A 16,126-nucleotide genomic window follows, 5' to 3' on the forward strand; every position below is an offset into this window, starting at 1 on the left:
GCTACGCGACGGACACCCCGAACACCAGTCCCAGCAGGTAGGTCGCTGCGGCAGCTCCGAGCCCGATGGCCAGCTGCCGCAGCGCCCGCTTGAGCGGCGACGCACCGGAGAGAAGCCCGACGACGGCGCCCGTCCCCAACAGTGCCAGGCCCACCAGGGTGCAGGCGACGACGACGGCGGCCACGCCGGTCAGGCCGAACAGGTACGGGAGCACAGGGATCAGCGCCCCGGAGGCGAAGAAGCAGAAGCTCGCTCCGGCTGCTCCCACTGCGTTTCCGACGGTTTCGTGATCATCCTGCTGTTCCATGCGCTCGGGTTGGAGGGAAAGGCTCGGATCGCAGTCACAGGTGAACCGGCCCATCCGTTCGGCGGCGCGGTGTTCGGCAGCCTCGAGGGACATACCCCGCGCCCGATAAACGAGCACCAACTCGTTGGCGTCGATGTCCAGTTCCTTGGCCGCGGTGAGCGTGACCTGGGTGGGGCGCGACGCCGCGAGCAGCTCCCGCTGCGACCACACCGACACGTACTCGCCGGCGCCCATCGACAGCGCTCCGGCAAGCAGCCCGGCGAGGCCGCTGAACAGGACGAACGCGCTCGAAACGCCGGTGGCACCGATGCCCATGACCAGGGCCAGGTTGCTCACCAGGCCGTCATTCGCGCCGAACACCGCCGCACGGAAATTCCCGGAGAGACGGTTGCGGCCCCTCGTGGCGAGCCCGCGGACCACTTCCTCGTGGATCTGCTCATCGGCGGCCATGGCGTTGGTGGCAAACGGATCCGCCGCGTAGGGGGAGCGGCCCTCCGCGCGCTGGGCAAGCGCAAGCACAAAGACCGATCCGAAGCGGCGGGCAAGGAACCCGAGGACCCGATTGCGGAGCGACGGGCGGGCAGGCTTACCGGCGTCATCGCCCAGCAGCTTCAGCCAGTGCTGCTCGTGCCGGCCCTCAGCCTGTGCGAGTGCAAGGAGAATCTCGTGCTCTTCGCCGGTCCGTTTGCGCGCAAGGTAGCGGTAGGTCGCGGCTTCAGCGCGCTCATCGGCCAGATACTGCCGCCAACGCCTGATGTCAGCGGGGGTGCGGGTTTCCTGGGGCGTCACGGACGGCTCCTGATCTTCCATGGCCAGGGCGTCTTGGGGCTCCGGCCATTAACGAATGCATGGCCGAAGGTCTCGCTCGCCGCCTACGCGGTGGACTGCCGGGCCTCATCGCTGAGTGCCAGTATGTCGACAGGCCTCGGAGCGTCACGCCCCGGAGCTACTCCCCTTCGCAAATGCCCATCCTACCGGATCGGTCAGGGGTGCCCGGCCGCTGAACTCCCGGCGCTACGCTGTTGACTGTGGAATCAACACCGAACGACGACGACGGCGGACGCAGCGCCCTCGCACGGCGCCTTCTGCGCGGCGGCAGCGAACCTGACCCACGGTTCACCCTCGCCAACGAGCGCACCTTCCTCGCCTGGATCCGCACCTCCCTTGCGCTCATGGCGGTAGGCATCGCCGTCGAAGCCTTTACAGCTGACATCTTCGTGCCCGCGCTGCGGACCACGCTGGCCGTCCTGCTGCTCCTGCTCGCCATGATCATCGCCGCGGTCGCATGTTTCAGGTGGCTCAACGTCGAGCGGGCGATGCGCCACGGGTCGCCGCTCCCTCTGCCGTTCCTGGCGCCGCTGCTGGCTCTCGGCGGAACTGTGGTTGCCGCCGTCGTTATTGTGTTTGTGCTGGTGCGGGCCGCCTGAAATGACGACCACCAACCGCGATGCGGGGCTGCAGCCCGAGCGCACGTCGCTGGCCTGGGGGCGGACCATGACGGCGCTGGTCGGCGCGAGCCTGCTCTTCCTGCGCTGGGTTCCGGCTCACGGCTGGTTTGCAGGAACGCTGGTCTTCACGGCGCTCGCCGCCGCGCTCGGGATCTACCTGAGCCAACGGATGCGGTATGCGCGGAGCGTGGCCGGTGTGACCCGCGGCCGTGTGGAAGCCGACGTAGCGGCGGTTCTGTGCACCTCGGGTGCGGTTCTGGCGCTCGGCGGGCTTGGCATCTACACCGTTTTGTTCCTGCCTTTGTAGTCTCTGCACGTAGGGTAGGAACTGACCTGCCCCAACAGACAGCAAGGAATCGTGCCCGTGGAGTACCGAAGCGACACCAAGGCCGCGCCGAACAGCCCCTGGAAAGACGGCTTGGGAAGGGCGAGCATCCGCAGCGCCCAGATACTTCTGCTCATCACCGTGCTGGTGGTGTCCATCTTCGGGCTGATCCAGATCCGGTTGGTGGTCATCCCGCTGCTGCTGGCCCTGATCCTCGCCGCGGCGATCAGTCCGCTGGTCAACATGCTTCGCCGCAGGGGTTGGCCGAGTGCCCTGGCCACCGCGTTCTCGTTCCTGCTGCTGCTGGTTGTGCTGGGCGGCGTCATCACCGGCATCGTGTTTGCGGTGCGCAGCCAGTTGGACGAGCTGACGCAGCGCGCCAACGAGGGTTTCCAGCAGGTCTACGACTTCATCCAAACCGGCCCCATTCCCATCGATGCCGAGCAGATTGAGAGTGCCCGCCAATCGCTCATCGACTTCGTCACCAGCTCCACCTTTGGCAACACAGCGCTCACCGGGCTGACGGCGGCCGGCGAGTTTCTCACCGGTCTTGCGCTGATGCTGGTCATCCTCTTCTTCTTCCTCAAGGATGGCGACAGCATCTGGGCGTTCATGCTGCGTGCTTTCCGTGGGGAGCGGTTGGCCCGGGCGCAGCGCGTCGGACACAAGAGCCTTGAGGTCCTCGGCGGTTACGTGCGCGGGACGGCGATCATCGCGTTGGTGGATTCGCTGTTCATTGGCATTGCACTGTTTGTCCTGGGCGTTCCGCTGGCGCTGCCGCTGGCCGTGATCGTGTTCATCGGGTCCTTCGTGCCGCTGGTGGGCGCCACTGTTGCCGGGACTCTTGCCGCGCTGGTTGCACTCGTGGCCAACGGGCCGTTCGTGGCGCTGATGGTGATTATCGTCGTCGTCGTCGTAAACCAGCTGGAAGGGAATTTCCTGCAGCCGGTGGTGATGGGGCGCTCGCTCAACATCCACGCGCTGGTGATCCTGCTGGCCCTCACCGCGGGCACCATCCTGGCCGGGATTGTCGGTGCAATTCTCTCGGTTCCGCTGGCCGCCGTGACCTGGGCAGCGATCAAGGCGTGGAATACGGAGGAGCCTTCGGCTGATCCTGATCCTGAGCAGGATCCCGCCGCCGAGGAGCCGGGCGCGGGCAACGCTGCAGAGTCAGACGACGTGGACAGGCCGTCGCGGTCGCCGTCGCAGGAACCACAATCCTAGAAACTGCCCGGAGGTCCAAAACTGCCGGTTCGAACCGGCAGCCCTGAACCTCCGGGCAGTTTCTGTGAAAAACCCGCTACCGGACCGGCGTCGTGGGGCCTTCGACAGGCATTTCCTCCTCGACCTGGCCTGCAACGCGCCGGTTCCACGCCGCCATCACCACTGAATCCGTGGGTTTCGTGGACAGCGAGACGATCACGTAGGAGAGGGCGGAAGCGATCAGTCCGAAGTAGATCGGCTCGTTGGCGTACAGACCGTCACCAATGCTGAAGCCCGCGTAGACCGCCAGCGTCCCGAGGGTCACAACCGAACCCGCGATCATGGACACCGCGGCGCCCGGCCCGGTTCCGCGCTTCCACACGAGTCCGCCGAGAATGGCGACCAGCAGGCCGCCCACCAGGATGTCGTAGGCGATGGTGAGGGCAACGACGACGTCGTTCAGCACGATCGCGACCGCCACCGCGAGCAGGCCAAGACCGAGCACCCAGAGACGGTTGCCCGCGACGTCGTGCCCGGGGTTTTCCTCCTTGCTTCCCTGGGCTGCCACCGCAGTGCCGCCGCGGAGCCCGTGGCGGCGCCAGCTGCGCACGAAGGGAACGACGTCGGCGCTCGCCACTGTTGCTGCCGCGATGAGCGCACCGGAGGCGGTGGACATCATCGCCGCGACGGCTGCGGCGAGGACCAGTCCGCCGATGTCGATGGGAAGAATCTCGATCGCAACCTGCGCGTAGACGTCGTCGGTGTTCTCGAGGACGGGCAGGAGGACGCTGGCGGCCATGCCGATCATCGCGCCGGCCACGCCGTAAAGGATGCAGTAGATACCGGCCGTGGTGCCGCCCCAACGGGCCACGCCGGGAGTCTTCGAGGTGAACACGCGCTGCCAGATGTCCTGGCCGATGAGCAGTCCGAGCGTGTAGACAACGAAGTAGGTGATGATCGACTGCGCACCGATACCGGTGATGCTGAAGAACTCCTCGCCCGCGCGTTCCCGGATTCCATCGAAACCGCCGGCTGCGGAGAGTGCGAAGGGAAGCATGAGGGCGAAGACCCCGATGGTCTTGATGATGAACTGGGCCATGTCAGCCAGGGTGATGGACCACATGCCGCCCACGGTCGAGTAGATCAAAACGATGATGCCGCCGAGCGCGATGGCCACCCAGCGCTCCAGTCCGAACAGCACCACGAAGATGGTCGCGTAGGCGCCGGTGGACGTTGCGCACAGCACCACCGTGTAGGCGAGCATGACGATGCCGGCCACCTTGGTTGCCTCGTGGCCGTAGCGGAGGGTGAGCATCTGGGAGACCGTGTAGATCTTCAGGCGCTGGATGGTCGGTGCGAAGAAGAGACTGAGCACGAGCACGCCGGTGCCGATTGCGACCACGAGCCACATCCCGGAAATGCCGAACTGGTACCCAAGCCCCACGCCTCCCACGGTGGAAGCGCCTCCCAGGACGACGGCGGCCATGGTGCCTGTGTAGAGGAACGGACCGAGGCGCCGGCCCGCCACCAGGTAGTCGCTGGTGTTCTTGGTGCGGGACTTTCCCCACCAGCCGAACGCCAGCATCGAGGCGAGGTACAGCGCCACGATGGCGATATTGAGGAATTCCATGGTTCTCCTGCTATTTCTGCATTGAGGAAGATTCACCTATAGGCAACAGATGTTTCCCTGTAGGCTAGTTGTGATGGAACTAACAGGTCAAGTGTGAGTCTTGGGAGCACGTCGGTATGCTCGTGATTCAGCCTCCGGAAGGACCAAAGATGAAGGCTCTGCCAGTCGAACCAAGCAACGCACCCGTTGCGATAGGTTCGCGGATTCGTTCTGCCCGTCAGGCGCAGCGCATGACGATCGAGCAGGTGGCGGACTCCACCGGGCTGACCAAAGGATTCCTCAGCAGGGTGGAGCGGGACCTGACCTCGCCCTCCGTAGCTTCCCTCGTGACCCTGTGCCAGGTCCTCTCCATCTCCATCGGTGACCTCTTCACCGTCCCTGAAACGCACCTCACCCGGCTTGGCGAGGCGCCGAAGATCAGCCTCGGCGGGGAGGGGATCAACGAACGGCTCATGACCGCGCGGTCCGAACGCCGGCTCCAGATGATCCGCGCCGTCGTCGAACCCTACGGCCGGGGTGAAGCTGAGCTGTACTCCGTGGACTGCGAAGTGGAGACGCTGCATATTGTTGCGGGCCGCTTTGAATTGATCTTCTCGAACGCGCGGTACCAGATGGAGGCGGGGGATACCGTCACTTTCCCCGGACGGGAGCCGCACACCTGGGTTAACCCATCGGGTGAGGAAGCGGTGGTCCTGTGGACGCTGGTCCCGGCAGCGTCCGGGGGCTGACGCGGTTTGACGCTCTAATCGTTACCGGGATACCAAGCTGGCTTATGGAATACTGATCGAAGACGTCGGTCTATACAGGGACCGGCGTCCGGTGCGATCGAAAAGGTTCCCGGCCGGCGTCGAAAGTCCGCTGAAAGCCTCCACGCCTCAACGATCCGCGCGCCTGTGTCGGCGGAAGAGCTTGTGAAGGGACTGAAGCTATGAAGACTTCTCGGACTGCGGCGTCACTTGCCGCTGCTACGGTCATTGCCTTGACCGCGACCGCGTGCGGTGGAGGCGGCGGCCCAGCCGACTCCGGTGAAGAAGTGGACTACGGGGCAGAGATCACAGGCGCCTTGTCGGCCGGCGGCTTCACCCTCGGAGACGAGGTTGCCACCTCCCGTGCGGACTTCGCGACAGCTGCCCTCGAAGAAGACGGTGTGGAAGTCACGATCAACGAAAGCGACTTTGACCCGCAGCGCTTCGCTGCCCAGGCTGCCAGCGGCACGCTCCCGGACTTGACGCTGATGGACCGGCAATTTGTTGCAACCTATGCGGCCAAGGGACTGATCGAACCCGTGGACGAGTGCTTCACCGCGCAGGGTGTGAATGCCGAGGAGCACTACTACCCGGCGGTGCTCGGCGACGTCACATATGACGGGCAGATTTACGGCATCCCCCAGTTCTGGCAGCCGTGGGCCATCATCATGAACACCCGCGTCATGGAAGAGGCAGGCGTCACGCCCGAAGACCTCGACACCTCCAATCCGGAAGCCGTCCTCGAGGCTGCGAAAGCCATGTATGAGTCCGACGGCGAGAACCCGACCCGCCTGGGCTTCGATCCGCAGTTGCCGGCCCAGGCGCACATCTGGTTCCTGGCATTCGGCGGCGCGATCATGGACGAGGAGGGGAAGCCCACGCTGGATAATCCGGCGAACATCGAAGCGCTGACCTGGCTGAAGGAAATCTACGACGCGCAGGGCGGCTATGAGGCTGCCTACAGCTTCGGCCAGACCTGGGATTTCTTCGGCGCGGACAATCAATTCGTCACAGACCAGGTGGGTGCCGGGTTGTACGCCCAGTGGTACCCCAACGTGCTTGCTGATTTCGCGAACGAGCTCGAAATTTCCGGTGTGCCGTTGCGGAACCAGGACGGCGAGCCGATGGCTGCGGCCAGTGGCCAGTCCTACGTGATTCCCGCCGGGGCCAAGAACAAGGCCGCGGCCTGCAAGTGGGCGGTAGCGAACACCTCCGACGAGGCGTGGAGGGCAGCCGCAGAAGCCCGGATGCAATCGATCGAGGAAACGCCCGGGAAGGTCTTCACAGGAATCTTCACTGGCTCGCAGACCGCGGACCGGATGATTCAGGAGGAGTTCCTGGAGCCCACGGGTCTCGAAGGCTTTGATGAGTTGATCGACTCGTACTACCAGGGGCTGGAGAACGGCGTCTCGCTGGGTTCGTCACCGGCGGGCCTCGAAATCCAGACGGAGCTGCAGAATGCGATTGCCCCGGCGATGTCCGGTGACAAGACCATCGAGCAAGCACTCGGTGACGCCCAGGCCGCGGCGATGCTGGTCTACGAACAGGCAACAGCTGCCGCGCAGTAGCTTCTACGGGTAAGCGGGCTGGCTTTCGCCGGCCCGCTTTCCACATCTAACGACGACGACGGCGCCTTCGGTGGGGCTTGGGCGCGCTACGCGGATCCGGTGCGGATGAGATCCAGGGCGGCCTCGCGAGCTGCGAGATGCATGGTTCCGTTCTGAGTGCTCAGCTCAAGCACCTTCCACGTCCTGTGCAGGGTGCGTGAGCCCTCGCCGGACCGGTCCACGACGTTTCCCGCGCTAACATCCTTGAACGCTTTGAGATCACCAACCGGCGACGGAGTTGGACCTCCCTGGGTGATTTCTGGCTGAAAATTCAAGTTGCCGCCGTCGAAATGGGCAACGCCGGGGTTCCATCGGTCGCGCAGCGTGTGGGGCGATCAGCCCTTGCGCCCCTGCCCCGCGAGCCCCTCGATGAAGTAGCGCTGCCCGATCGCGAACAGGATCAGCATCGGCAGCGTGACCAGCAGTGCCGCCGTCATCACATACTGGTAATCCGCTTCTCCGCCCGACGTCGGACTGAACAGGGACATTGCATAGGAAATACCGAGCGGGACCGTGTACTCAGAGGGCTGTCCGAAATTCAGGTACACCAGCGGCGCCTGCAGGTTGGTCCAGCTGGCCTGGAACTCGAAGACGAACACGATGATGAATGACGGTATGGACAGCGGCAGTGCAATGCGCCGAAACAGTCCGAAGTAACTGCAGCCGTCAATGCGGGCGGCCTCGAAGATGTCCCGCGGCAGCCCGAGGAAGAACTGGCGCTGAAGGAAGATGTAGAAGGCTGACCCAAACAGGTTTGCGCCCCAGAGCGGAACATTGGTGCCGAGGAAGCCCAGGTCCTTCCAGATCAGGTACTGGGGAATGAGCGTCACGGCTCCGGGCAACATCATGGTGCCAAGCACCAGCCCGAACAGGAGGTTGCGGAACGGGAACCGGAAGTACGCGAAGCCGAATGCCACGATCGAGCTCGAGATGGTCACCAGGCCGGCGGCCAGCAGCGCGATGGTGAAACTGTTGCCCAGCCAGGAGAGCAGCGGGAGTTGCTCCCAGACCTGCACGTAGTTGTCGAAGACCCAGGTTTCGGGGATCAGGCGGTTGTCAAAGACGTCTTCCCGCGGTTTGAACGTGGCTGAGAGCAGCCAGACGAAGGGGTACAGGAAGAGGATGGAGAACCCGATGAGGAGGGCCCAGAGCACTATCTGCCCAATGACGCCGCGTGGTTTGTACCAGGGGGAGGGGCGGGATTTCGCGGCGGCGGACCTGTTGTCCGGGTTGGACTCTGCGAGCGCCTGCGGCTGCGAATCGACGACGGATGCCATCAGCTCCTACCCCCTTCGTAGTAGACGAGCTTGTTCCCGAATCGAACCTGGACGACCGTGACTAGGAGGATGATCACGAAGAGCAGCCAGGCTATTGCCGCGGCGAAGCCCATGTTGAATTGCTGGAACGCCTGCTGGAACAGGTAGACGCCGACAAAGAGGGCGGCGTCGGGGGCGGCGTTGGTAGTGTCGCGGTAGAACAGCAGGAAGGCCTGGTCAAAGATCTGCAGCGCCGCAATGGTCAGCACAATGGTGCAGAAGAACAGTGCGTTCGAGATCATCGGCACGGTCACGCTGAAGAACTGCCGCACTGCTCCCGCGCCGTCGAGCGCTGCTGCTTCATACAGATCTTTCGGGACGTTCTTGAGCGCCGCCAACAGGATGAGCATGGTCCCGCTCACGCTCCACAAGCCGATGAGGATGATCGAGGGCTTCATCCAGGTTGGGTCGATCAGCCATTGCGGCCCATCAATGCCGAACCAGCCCAGGAAAGTGTTGATTGCTCCCGAGTTGCCGTTCAGGAGCAGCAGGAAAATGGAAGCGGCCGCAACTGAAGGGGTCATTTTAGGAAGGTAGTAGATGACCCGGAAAACGCCGGCTCCGCGGTCGGGGATCCGATGCAGCAGGTAGGCGAGCAGGAGCGCGAAGCAGATCTCGAGTGGGACTGACAGGACAGCGTAGTACAGGGTGTTGCCCAGTGAGGTCATCACTTTGGGGTCTTCCAGGAGGCGCTCATAGTTGCTGAAGCCCACGGGGGCTGCCGTATTTGTTGACAAATCATAGTTGGTGAAGGAGATGACCAGGCTGTAGATCATGGCACCGAGGGTGAAGATAAGGAACCCGATGACCCAGGGGAGGATGAACAGATAGCCTGCCCGCGCTTCCCGGTTGAACGGCTCCTTGATCCAGCGGGGACGCTTGATACGCCTCTTCCCGCGAGGCTCCAACGCGGTGGCCATGCTGCACCTCCTTGCAGTTGCAGGTTCGCTTGGAACAAGAGTAAGCCATAAGCATGCTTTGTATGCCGCGCTGATCTTCCAATCCGGGAAGCGATCGGCTATACGCATTCGAGCCCGCCGCGGTACCCTGACCGGACATTCTCAACGAGGAGGAGCAGGGATGGATTGGACGCTTGAGGTAGTGGTTGTTCCGGTCAGCGACATCAAACGCTCGATCGAGTTCTACCGTGACAAGCTCGGCTTCCACATGGACCATGAGACCGAAGCCGGCGGCATGCACTTCACGCAACTGACTCCCCCGGGGTCCGGCTGCTCGATCGTCTTCGGCAATGGTCCGGGGATGGACGCGATGAAGCCCGGAACACTGAAAGGTCTGCAGCTTGTGGTTGCTGATGCGCACGCAGCGAGGGAGGAACTGCACGGCAAGGGTGTGAAAGTCAGCGACATCACGGTCTTTGACGAGCGCGACGGCGGCACTTTCTTTGGATTCGACGATCCGGACGGCAATTCCTGGGCAGTGCAGCAGATCAGGGCGCGCGCGGACAAGCCGCTCATCCCGGCTGGGGCGCGTATCGGCAAACAGGCTTAGTTGCCCGATCCTTTCAGTTTGCGCCAGCCGCCGGCCCGGTTGTTCGCAATAATCTGCTTGAACATCGCAAGGAGCGCCGGCGCGTTCACCTCGTCTCCTTCGTAGAAGGCGACTGTCCGCGCGGTCTTGTTCTCGTGACCCGCGGTGATGATCCCTTCAGGATCAGGCACCATCGCGCCGTCGTACAGGAAGACGTTGAGGTGGTCCTTCGTGGTGAGGAAAGCACAAATGTTGCCCTGGAGGACGAAGTAGGGCTGAACTGTACGTTTGATTGTTTCCTCTACCTCAGGATCGGCCGCGTGGACCAGATCGCGGACCTCGCGGCACACGGCCTGCTGCCACTCGGGCAGGCCGTTTATGTAGGTGTCGACTCGCGGATCTCGAACGTAGGTCATGTGCGCTCCTTGAAGGCATCGTGGGAGTAATTGTGCACGCCTCGGCTGCGGAAGGCACGCGCTGTATCCGCCTTGACTGAGACCCTCGCCACAAATTAGCCTTACGCAAAACAGTTGATGCCTATTAGGCAACTCCGTGCGCCGAACAGAGCTCGCGGTTTCGGGGAGTCAAGGGAGAAGAAGTACATGGAAGAACTGCGCGTAACCGCCGGTGGGCACCTGGGCCCGATCGATTCGTCCCGCATTCCTCGCTACGCCGGTGCAGCCACTTTTGCCCGGCTCCCGCGTATCGACCAGGTGGAGCGCGCGGATATCGCCGTCGTCGGTGTGCCTTTTGACTCGGGGGTGTCCTACCGCCCGGGCGCGCGGTTCGGCTCCAACCACGTACGCGAGGCTTCCCGGCTGCTGCGCCCCTATAACCCAGCGCTGGACATCTCACCCTTCGAACGGGTGCAGGTCGCGGACGCCGGTGACATGGCGGTCAACCCCTTCAACATCAATGAGGCCATCGAGACCGTGCAGCAGAATGCGCTGGACCTGACGAACGACGGCGCCCGCCTGGTCACGCTCGGCGGTGACCACACGATCGCACTTCCCTTGCTTCGCGCGGCATCCCAGCGTGCGGGCGAGCCGGTTGCATTGCTGCACTTCGACGCACACCTGGATACCTGGGACACGTACTTCGGCGCTGAGTACACGCACGGCACGCCTTTCCGCCGGGCTGTGGAGGAGGGGATTCTCGACACCGAAGCGATCTCGCATGTCGGAACCCGCGGGCCGCTCTATGGTGTGAAGGACCTTGAGGATGACCGCCGCTTCGGCTTCGGCATCGTCACCTCCTCCGACGTCTTCCGGCAGGGCGTGGACGAGACCGTTGCCAAGCTGCGCGACCGGATTGGGAACCGTCCGCTCTACGTGTCCATTGATATCGATGTTCTCGACCCCGCACACGCCCCCGGCACCGGTACCCCGGAAGCGGGTGGAATCACCAGCCGGGAACTGTTGGAGATTCTTCGCGGACTGCGCGGCATGAACCTGGTGGGCGCCGACGTCGTCGAAGTTGCCCCCGCCTATGACCACGCCGAGATCACCGGCGTCGCCGCATCCCACGTAGCGTATGACCTGGTCAGCCTCATGGCCGACGAAATCTCCACCCGAAAGGACGGCTGATGCAGTCCACCGACAGCGACGCCACAGTACCCCCTCAGCCGGTCACGGGTCAGCGCAACGGCGGCGATCTCGTCGTCGAGACGCTCAGCGCGCTTGGCGCCACCACCGTGTTCGGCATCCCCGGCCAGCATGCGCTCGGCTTGTTCGACGCGCTCTCCCGCTCAGACCTTGAGTTCGTGTCGAGCCGCGTGGAGAACAACAGCGCGTTCGCGGCTGACGGTTTTTCCCGTGCCACCGGTGAGGTTGGTGTGCTCTTCCTTTCCACCGGGCCGGGTGCGCTGACCTCCCTTGCCGGCCTTCAGGAGGCCTACGCCACTGGTGTGCCGATGGTCGTCATCGCCAGCCAGATCCCGCTCGAGGGCCTCGGCGCCCGCCGGAAGGGGATGCTGCACCAGCTCGATGACCAGAAGGCCTCCGCCGCGAACGTCACAAAGAGCCAGCGGTTGATCCAGCACGCCTCCGGTATCCCGTCTGCCATTCAGGACGCCTGGACCGAAGCCGTGTCCTCGCCGCAGGGCCCGGTGTGGGTCGAGGTCCCGCAGAACGTGCTGCTGGATTCAATCGTGGTCCCGCAGGTGGAGGATGCGCTCGCCGAACCCTTCGACAACCCGCCCCGGGTGGAACTGGTCCGCGAAGCAGTCAAGTGGCTTTCGGAGTCCAAGCGGCCGGCGATTGTGGCCGGCGGAGGCGCCCGCCGCGGGCGTGCCGAGAAGTGGCTCCTGTCCATCGCCGAGAAGCTGGACGCTCCGGTGCTGTGCTCGCCCGGCGGAAACGGAGCATTCCCGTGGAACCACGAGCTGTCGCTGCAGTCCTGGGTTGAGGACCGCTACGTGACAGAGGTGCTCGAGGAAGCGGACGTCCTCCTTGTGATCGGATCCTCCCTCGGCGAAGTCACCTCCAACTACTTCACCCTTGAACCGCGCGGCCGGATCATCCAGATCGACGCCGAACCACGCGTTCTCGAATCCAACCGGCCCGCGCTCGGTATCCGTGCCGACGCCGGGCAGGCGCTTGCCTCGCTCGATGACGCATTGACCGCCGTAGAGCCCCGGACCGGGAAGTACGATCCCCGCAAGCTTGTCGCCGAAACGCTCGCCAAGGTCCGGGCCCGGCTCGACGCCCAGGATCTCGGCAAGGAACGTAAGTTCATGGACGACATCCGCGAGGCTGCGCCGTCGGACATGCAGACCTTCTGGGACATGACCATCGCCGCTTACTGGGCGTGGAGCTGCTGGGACTCCCGGAACGGGCAGTTCCACTCGGCGCAGGGTGCCGGCGGGTTGGGGTACGGCTTCCCCGGGGCGATCGGCGGAGCCGTCGGCCTGGCGTCCAAGGGGCAGCCCGCACGGGTGCTCGCCGTCTCCGGCGACGGCTCCGCGATGTACTCGATCGCCGAGCTCGCGACAGCCCGTCAGCACAACCTCCCCGTGACCTGGCTGATTGTCGACGACGGCGGGTACGGCATCCTCCGCGAGTACATGGAGGGTGCATTCGGCAAGGCAACCGCCACCGAGCTGACCCGCCCCGACTTCGTGAAGCTCGCTGAGTCATTCGGCGTTCCCGCAGTCCGGGTAGCTCCGGAGGATGTGCGGGAGGCACTCGAGGCAAGCTTTGCAGCTGAGGGGCCGAACGTCGTCGTCGTCGAGACCCTGCTGAGGCTGTTCGCGCCGACGCACCTGTAGGTTGATGGGCTGGGGGTTGTTCCTGACACGCTGACTGAGTAGATAATGACGGAATAGCGGCCTTATACGGTCATTATCTCCGCACTCAGCAGGGAGAGGCGCGTACAGGACCAACCGAAGGAGCGCCGTGTTTGACCTGCGAGATCTCGACCGCCCGATTGTCGGTGCACCGATGGCGGGAGGGCCGTCCACGCCTGAACTCGCAGCTGCCGTCACAAACGCCGGCGGGCTCGGGTTCCTCGCCGCCGGGTACCGCACAGCGGAGGACCTGGAGGGCCAGTTTGAGCAGGCGCAGCAGCTGACGAATGGGCCGCTGGGCGTGAACCTGTTTGTCCCGGACGACTTCCGGCCGGCTGCCGATGAGCTTGACGCGTACCGTTCCTCGCTGGCGGGTGTTGCTTCGGCGCTCGGGGTGGAGCCCGCACTGCCAAAGGGCGACGACGACGATTGGCACGTGAAGCTCGAAGCCGTTCTGGACCTGCGGCCAGCTGCGGTATCGTTCACGTTCGGCTGTCCGGATGCCGCGGTCCTGGGCACCTTCGCTGACGCCGGAATCCTGCCAATCGTGACGGTGACCACCGCGGCCGAGGCGGAGTTAGCGCTCGCCCGCGGCACGTGGACGCTGGCGGTCCAGGGACCGAACGCCGGCGGTCATCGCGGCACGCTCGACCAGCGGGATGAACCAACCACGCAAAAGCTCGAAGACACCCTCGCCGCGATCCGGGCCGTAACCCGGGTCCCGCTCGCGGTGGGCGGGGGAGTGTGCGGGCCCGACGACGTCGTACGCTTGCTTGGTCTCGGAGCCGACGCCGTGCAGATCGGCACCGCCCTGCTGCTGGCGGATGAGGCCGGCACCAATCCGCTGCACCGGGCGGCGCTGACCGACTTCTCCTCCACCACGTTGACGCGCGCGTACACCGGGCGGGTTGCCCGCGGCCTGACGAACAGGTTCATTCTGGACCACCCGGATGCCCCGGTTGGATACCCGCACCTGCACCATGTCACAGCACCGCTGCGGAAGGCCGCCGTCGCGCAGGGGAACGCCGATGTAGCGCATTTCTGGGCGGGTACCGGGTTTGCGTCTGCTCAGTCGGGGCCTGCGGCCAGGATCATCGATCGACTCTCCAATAGGTGACCGTTTCGCCGCTCTAACGGTCACCTATTGGAGAGTCGATCCACGCACAGGGTGGTGCATGAAATCGAAGCGCTCACCTACAGGACAGCGGCCGAGGCTACTTTCAGGAGGCCCGTGTCGTAGACAATCTGATGCCCGTCGTGGAGAACGCGACGCGTACCTGAATCCAGGGGGACATCTGCCCAGCTCGAAGGGGCGATGCCCAGCTCCACAATGAGCCCCGATGACAGACGGAACCGACGTTCGCGAACGGGCCCCCAGATCTCCGTGCGAATAAGGCGTGATCCCGGACGTAACTGCTGGAACCACGACGGATCATCGAGGAGGCTCGGAGCGTCTCCAAGCACGACGATGTCTACGTCACTTGCCATACGCTCAGCTCCTCTTGCATACGACCCAACCAGCGCAACAGCTTTCACATCGTCGTTGCGGCTTGCCCACGCAGCGACTTCCTTCAGCAGTTGCGCGACAGCTCGCCGTCGCCCCTTCAACCTGGGTGTCATGGCTAGGAGGGTAACAGGCGTAGGGGATCGACGCCGGTCTTGTCATCGCCTTGAGGCAGCTGGCGCGACCGATGCCGGAGTGGTCCCCATCTACCCCTACATGGACGACGTGGTCAAGCCGGCCCAGGGTCCACACTTGGCAAAACGTCATTATCTCAACACTCAGCGGTGAGTACTGGGGGTGGCGCGTGCCACCCCGGGGTGCAAGGCTGGACCCATGTCATTCAGCAAAGGAACCAAGGTCAGCTGGAACACCTCGCAGGGCAAAACGCACGGCAAGGTGGTCGAGAAGAAGGACAAGGAGTTCACCTTCGACGGGCAGAAGTTCAATGCTTCCAAGGATGAGCCCTACTACGTTGTGGAAAGTGAGAAGACGGGCAAGCAGGCCGCTCACAAGGAAAGCGCGCTGTCGGAGCACTAACGGGAATGTTTCCCGGACCGCGACGGTTCAACTAGATGCAAACGCATGAACAAAGTGGACTGGAGGACCGGCAATGGAAACGCGCCGAGTAGTAGTGGTGTCCGGTGGCATGGGCACCCCGTCGTCGAGCAGGATGCTGGCTGACCAGCTTGCGGAAGCAACCCGCCGCGAGCTCGACGGGCTGGACCTGCGGGCAGACGTGACCACTATCGAACTGCGCGAACTGGCCGTCGACATCGCCAACAACATGGTGACCGGTTTCGCCCCGCCCGCACTCGCAGACGCGCTGCAGTCCGTGAAGGATGCGGACGCCCTCATTGTGGTCAGTCCTGTCTTTTCCGGCTCCTACAGCGGGCTGCTCAAATCCTTCTTCGACGTCCTCGACAACACCGTCCTCGAAGGCATGCCCGTCCTCATCGGCGCGACCGGCGGCAGCATCCGCCACTCGCTCATGCTCGACCACGCAATGCGTCCCCTCTTCAGCTACCTGCGCGCACGCGTGGCGCCGACAGCCGTCTACGCCGCTCCGGAGGACTGGGGATCCGGCACGCAGGGCGCGCCGGCGCTCGACCAGCGCGTAACCCGCGCCGCATCGGAGCTCGCCGGCATGGTGGCGGGCACGACGACGGCGCGTCGCCCGGACGGTCTGCAGGCGTCGGCCCCGTTCGAGGACCTGCTCGCGCAAGTCCAGGGACGCTAGGTCGGCGGTCGAGGAGCCGGGCACAACCC

18 protein-coding genes are annotated in these 16,126 nt (G+C 64.2%); 11 read left to right on the forward strand and 7 right to left on the reverse strand.

Annotated elements, in window-relative coordinates:
* Position 1: 1 nt before the first annotated feature.
* The gene (locus tag ACX80C_RS11000) at positions 2-1,117 is read right to left on the reverse strand and encodes a VIT1/CCC1 transporter family protein (RefSeq protein ID WP_459326503.1); all 1,116 of its coding nucleotides are present in this window, start codon (positions 1,115-1,117) and stop codon (positions 2-4) included.
* A 218-nt stretch (positions 1,118-1,335) separates the two neighbouring features.
* Between ACX80C_RS11000 and ACX80C_RS11005 the strand changes: the two genes are divergently transcribed.
* Genes ACX80C_RS11005 through ACX80C_RS11015 form a run of 3 tightly spaced genes read left to right on the forward strand, consistent with a single transcriptional unit; the run spans position 1,336 to position 3,304 of the window.
* Positions 1,336-1,734 (forward strand): YidH family protein, encoded by a 399-nt coding sequence (locus ACX80C_RS11005; RefSeq protein ID WP_459326504.1) that lies wholly within the window; start codon positions 1,336-1,338, stop codon positions 1,732-1,734.
* Between the two features lies 1 nt (position 1,735).
* On the forward strand, positions 1,736-2,062 hold the full coding sequence (locus ACX80C_RS11010) for a DUF202 domain-containing protein (RefSeq protein WP_459326505.1): 327 nt from the start codon (positions 1,736-1,738) through the stop codon (positions 2,060-2,062).
* Between the two features lie 57 nt (positions 2,063-2,119).
* On the forward strand, positions 2,120-3,304 hold the full coding sequence (locus tag ACX80C_RS11015; RefSeq protein WP_459326506.1) for an AI-2E family transporter: 1,185 nt from the start codon (positions 2,120-2,122) through the stop codon (positions 3,302-3,304).
* Positions 3,305-3,380: 76 nt separating this feature from the next.
* On the opposite strand, the gene ACX80C_RS11020 is transcribed toward ACX80C_RS11015, so the two are convergent.
* Positions 3,381-4,913: a sodium:solute symporter family protein gene (locus ACX80C_RS11020; protein WP_459326507.1), complete on the reverse strand. Its 1,533-nt coding sequence runs from the start codon at positions 4,911-4,913 to the stop codon at positions 3,381-3,383.
* Positions 4,914-5,062: 149 nt separating this feature from the next.
* Here ACX80C_RS11020 and ACX80C_RS11025 point away from each other — a divergent pair, with 149 nt between their 5' ends.
* A complete protein-coding gene (locus tag ACX80C_RS11025) occupies positions 5,063-5,641 on the forward strand; it encodes a helix-turn-helix domain-containing protein (protein WP_459326508.1) in 579 nt (192 codons plus the stop codon).
* Positions 5,642-5,841: 200 nt separating this feature from the next.
* On the forward strand, positions 5,842-7,227 hold the full coding sequence (locus ACX80C_RS11030) for an ABC transporter substrate-binding protein (protein WP_459326509.1): 1,386 nt from the start codon (positions 5,842-5,844) through the stop codon (positions 7,225-7,227).
* 86 nt (positions 7,228-7,313) lie between these two features.
* On the opposite strand, the gene ACX80C_RS11035 is transcribed toward ACX80C_RS11030, so the two are convergent.
* Genes ACX80C_RS11035 through ACX80C_RS11045 form a run of 3 tightly spaced genes read right to left on the reverse strand, consistent with a single transcriptional unit; the run spans position 7,314 to position 9,502 of the window.
* Complete coding sequence (locus ACX80C_RS11035; protein ID WP_459326510.1) at positions 7,314-7,541, reverse strand: hypothetical protein; 228 nt, start codon at positions 7,539-7,541, stop codon at positions 7,314-7,316.
* A 60-nt stretch (positions 7,542-7,601) separates the two neighbouring features.
* Positions 7,602-8,543, reverse strand: coding sequence for a carbohydrate ABC transporter permease (locus ACX80C_RS11040; protein WP_459326511.1), 942 nt, complete (start codon positions 8,541-8,543; stop codon positions 7,602-7,604).
* The gene (locus tag ACX80C_RS11045; RefSeq protein ID WP_459326512.1) at positions 8,543-9,502 is read right to left on the reverse strand and encodes a carbohydrate ABC transporter permease; all 960 of its coding nucleotides are present in this window, start codon (positions 9,500-9,502) and stop codon (positions 8,543-8,545) included. Before ACX80C_RS11045 ends, ACX80C_RS11040 begins: the two co-directional genes overlap by 1 nt.
* A 160-nt stretch (positions 9,503-9,662) precedes the next feature.
* On the opposite strand from ACX80C_RS11045, the gene ACX80C_RS11050 reads away from it, so the two are divergent.
* Entirely contained in the window at positions 9,663-10,091 is a 429-nt protein-coding gene (locus tag ACX80C_RS11050) for a VOC family protein (protein WP_459326513.1), read from the forward strand.
* On the opposite strand, the gene ACX80C_RS11055 is transcribed toward ACX80C_RS11050, so the two are convergent.
* Positions 10,088-10,486, reverse strand: a complete 399-nt coding sequence (locus ACX80C_RS11055; RefSeq protein WP_459326514.1) for a DUF1801 domain-containing protein — start codon at positions 10,484-10,486, stop codon at positions 10,088-10,090. The two genes, ACX80C_RS11050 and ACX80C_RS11055, sit on opposite strands and share 4 nt — an antisense overlap.
* A gap of 186 nt (positions 10,487-10,672) precedes the next feature.
* Between ACX80C_RS11055 and speB the strand changes: the two genes are divergently transcribed.
* From speB to ACX80C_RS11070, 3 genes are all read left to right on the forward strand, one after another.
* Positions 10,673-11,656: an agmatinase gene (gene speB, locus ACX80C_RS11060; protein ID WP_459326515.1), complete on the forward strand. Its 984-nt coding sequence runs from the start codon at positions 10,673-10,675 to the stop codon at positions 11,654-11,656.
* Entirely contained in the window at positions 11,656-13,338 is a 1,683-nt protein-coding gene (locus ACX80C_RS11065) for a thiamine pyrophosphate-binding protein (RefSeq protein WP_459326516.1), read from the forward strand. Before speB ends, ACX80C_RS11065 begins: the two co-directional genes overlap by 1 nt.
* 127 nt (positions 13,339-13,465) lie before the next feature.
* Positions 13,466-14,473 carry a nitronate monooxygenase gene (locus ACX80C_RS11070; RefSeq protein ID WP_459326517.1) on the forward strand — a complete coding sequence of 336 codons (1,008 nt, stop codon included), beginning with the start codon at positions 13,466-13,468 and terminating at the stop codon, positions 14,471-14,473.
* Between the two features lie 77 nt (positions 14,474-14,550).
* On the opposite strand, the gene ACX80C_RS11075 is transcribed toward ACX80C_RS11070, so the two are convergent.
* Positions 14,551-14,976 carry a nucleotidyltransferase family protein gene (locus tag ACX80C_RS11075; protein ID WP_459326518.1) on the reverse strand — a complete coding sequence of 142 codons (426 nt, stop codon included), beginning with the start codon at positions 14,974-14,976 and terminating at the stop codon, positions 14,551-14,553.
* Positions 14,977-15,193: 217 nt separating this feature from the next.
* Here ACX80C_RS11075 and ACX80C_RS11080 point away from each other — a divergent pair, with 217 nt between their 5' ends.
* Both ACX80C_RS11080 and ACX80C_RS11085 read left to right on the forward strand, forming a co-directional pair.
* Positions 15,194-15,397 carry a hypervirulence associated TUDOR domain-containing protein gene (locus tag ACX80C_RS11080; RefSeq protein WP_459326519.1) on the forward strand — a complete coding sequence of 68 codons (204 nt, stop codon included), beginning with the start codon at positions 15,194-15,196 and terminating at the stop codon, positions 15,395-15,397.
* Between the two features lie 73 nt (positions 15,398-15,470).
* Entirely contained in the window at positions 15,471-16,097 is a 627-nt protein-coding gene (locus ACX80C_RS11085; protein WP_459326520.1) for an FMN reductase, read from the forward strand.
* Positions 16,098-16,126 lie beyond the last annotated feature (29 nt).

This window comes from Arthrobacter tecti, assembly GCF_054511355.1.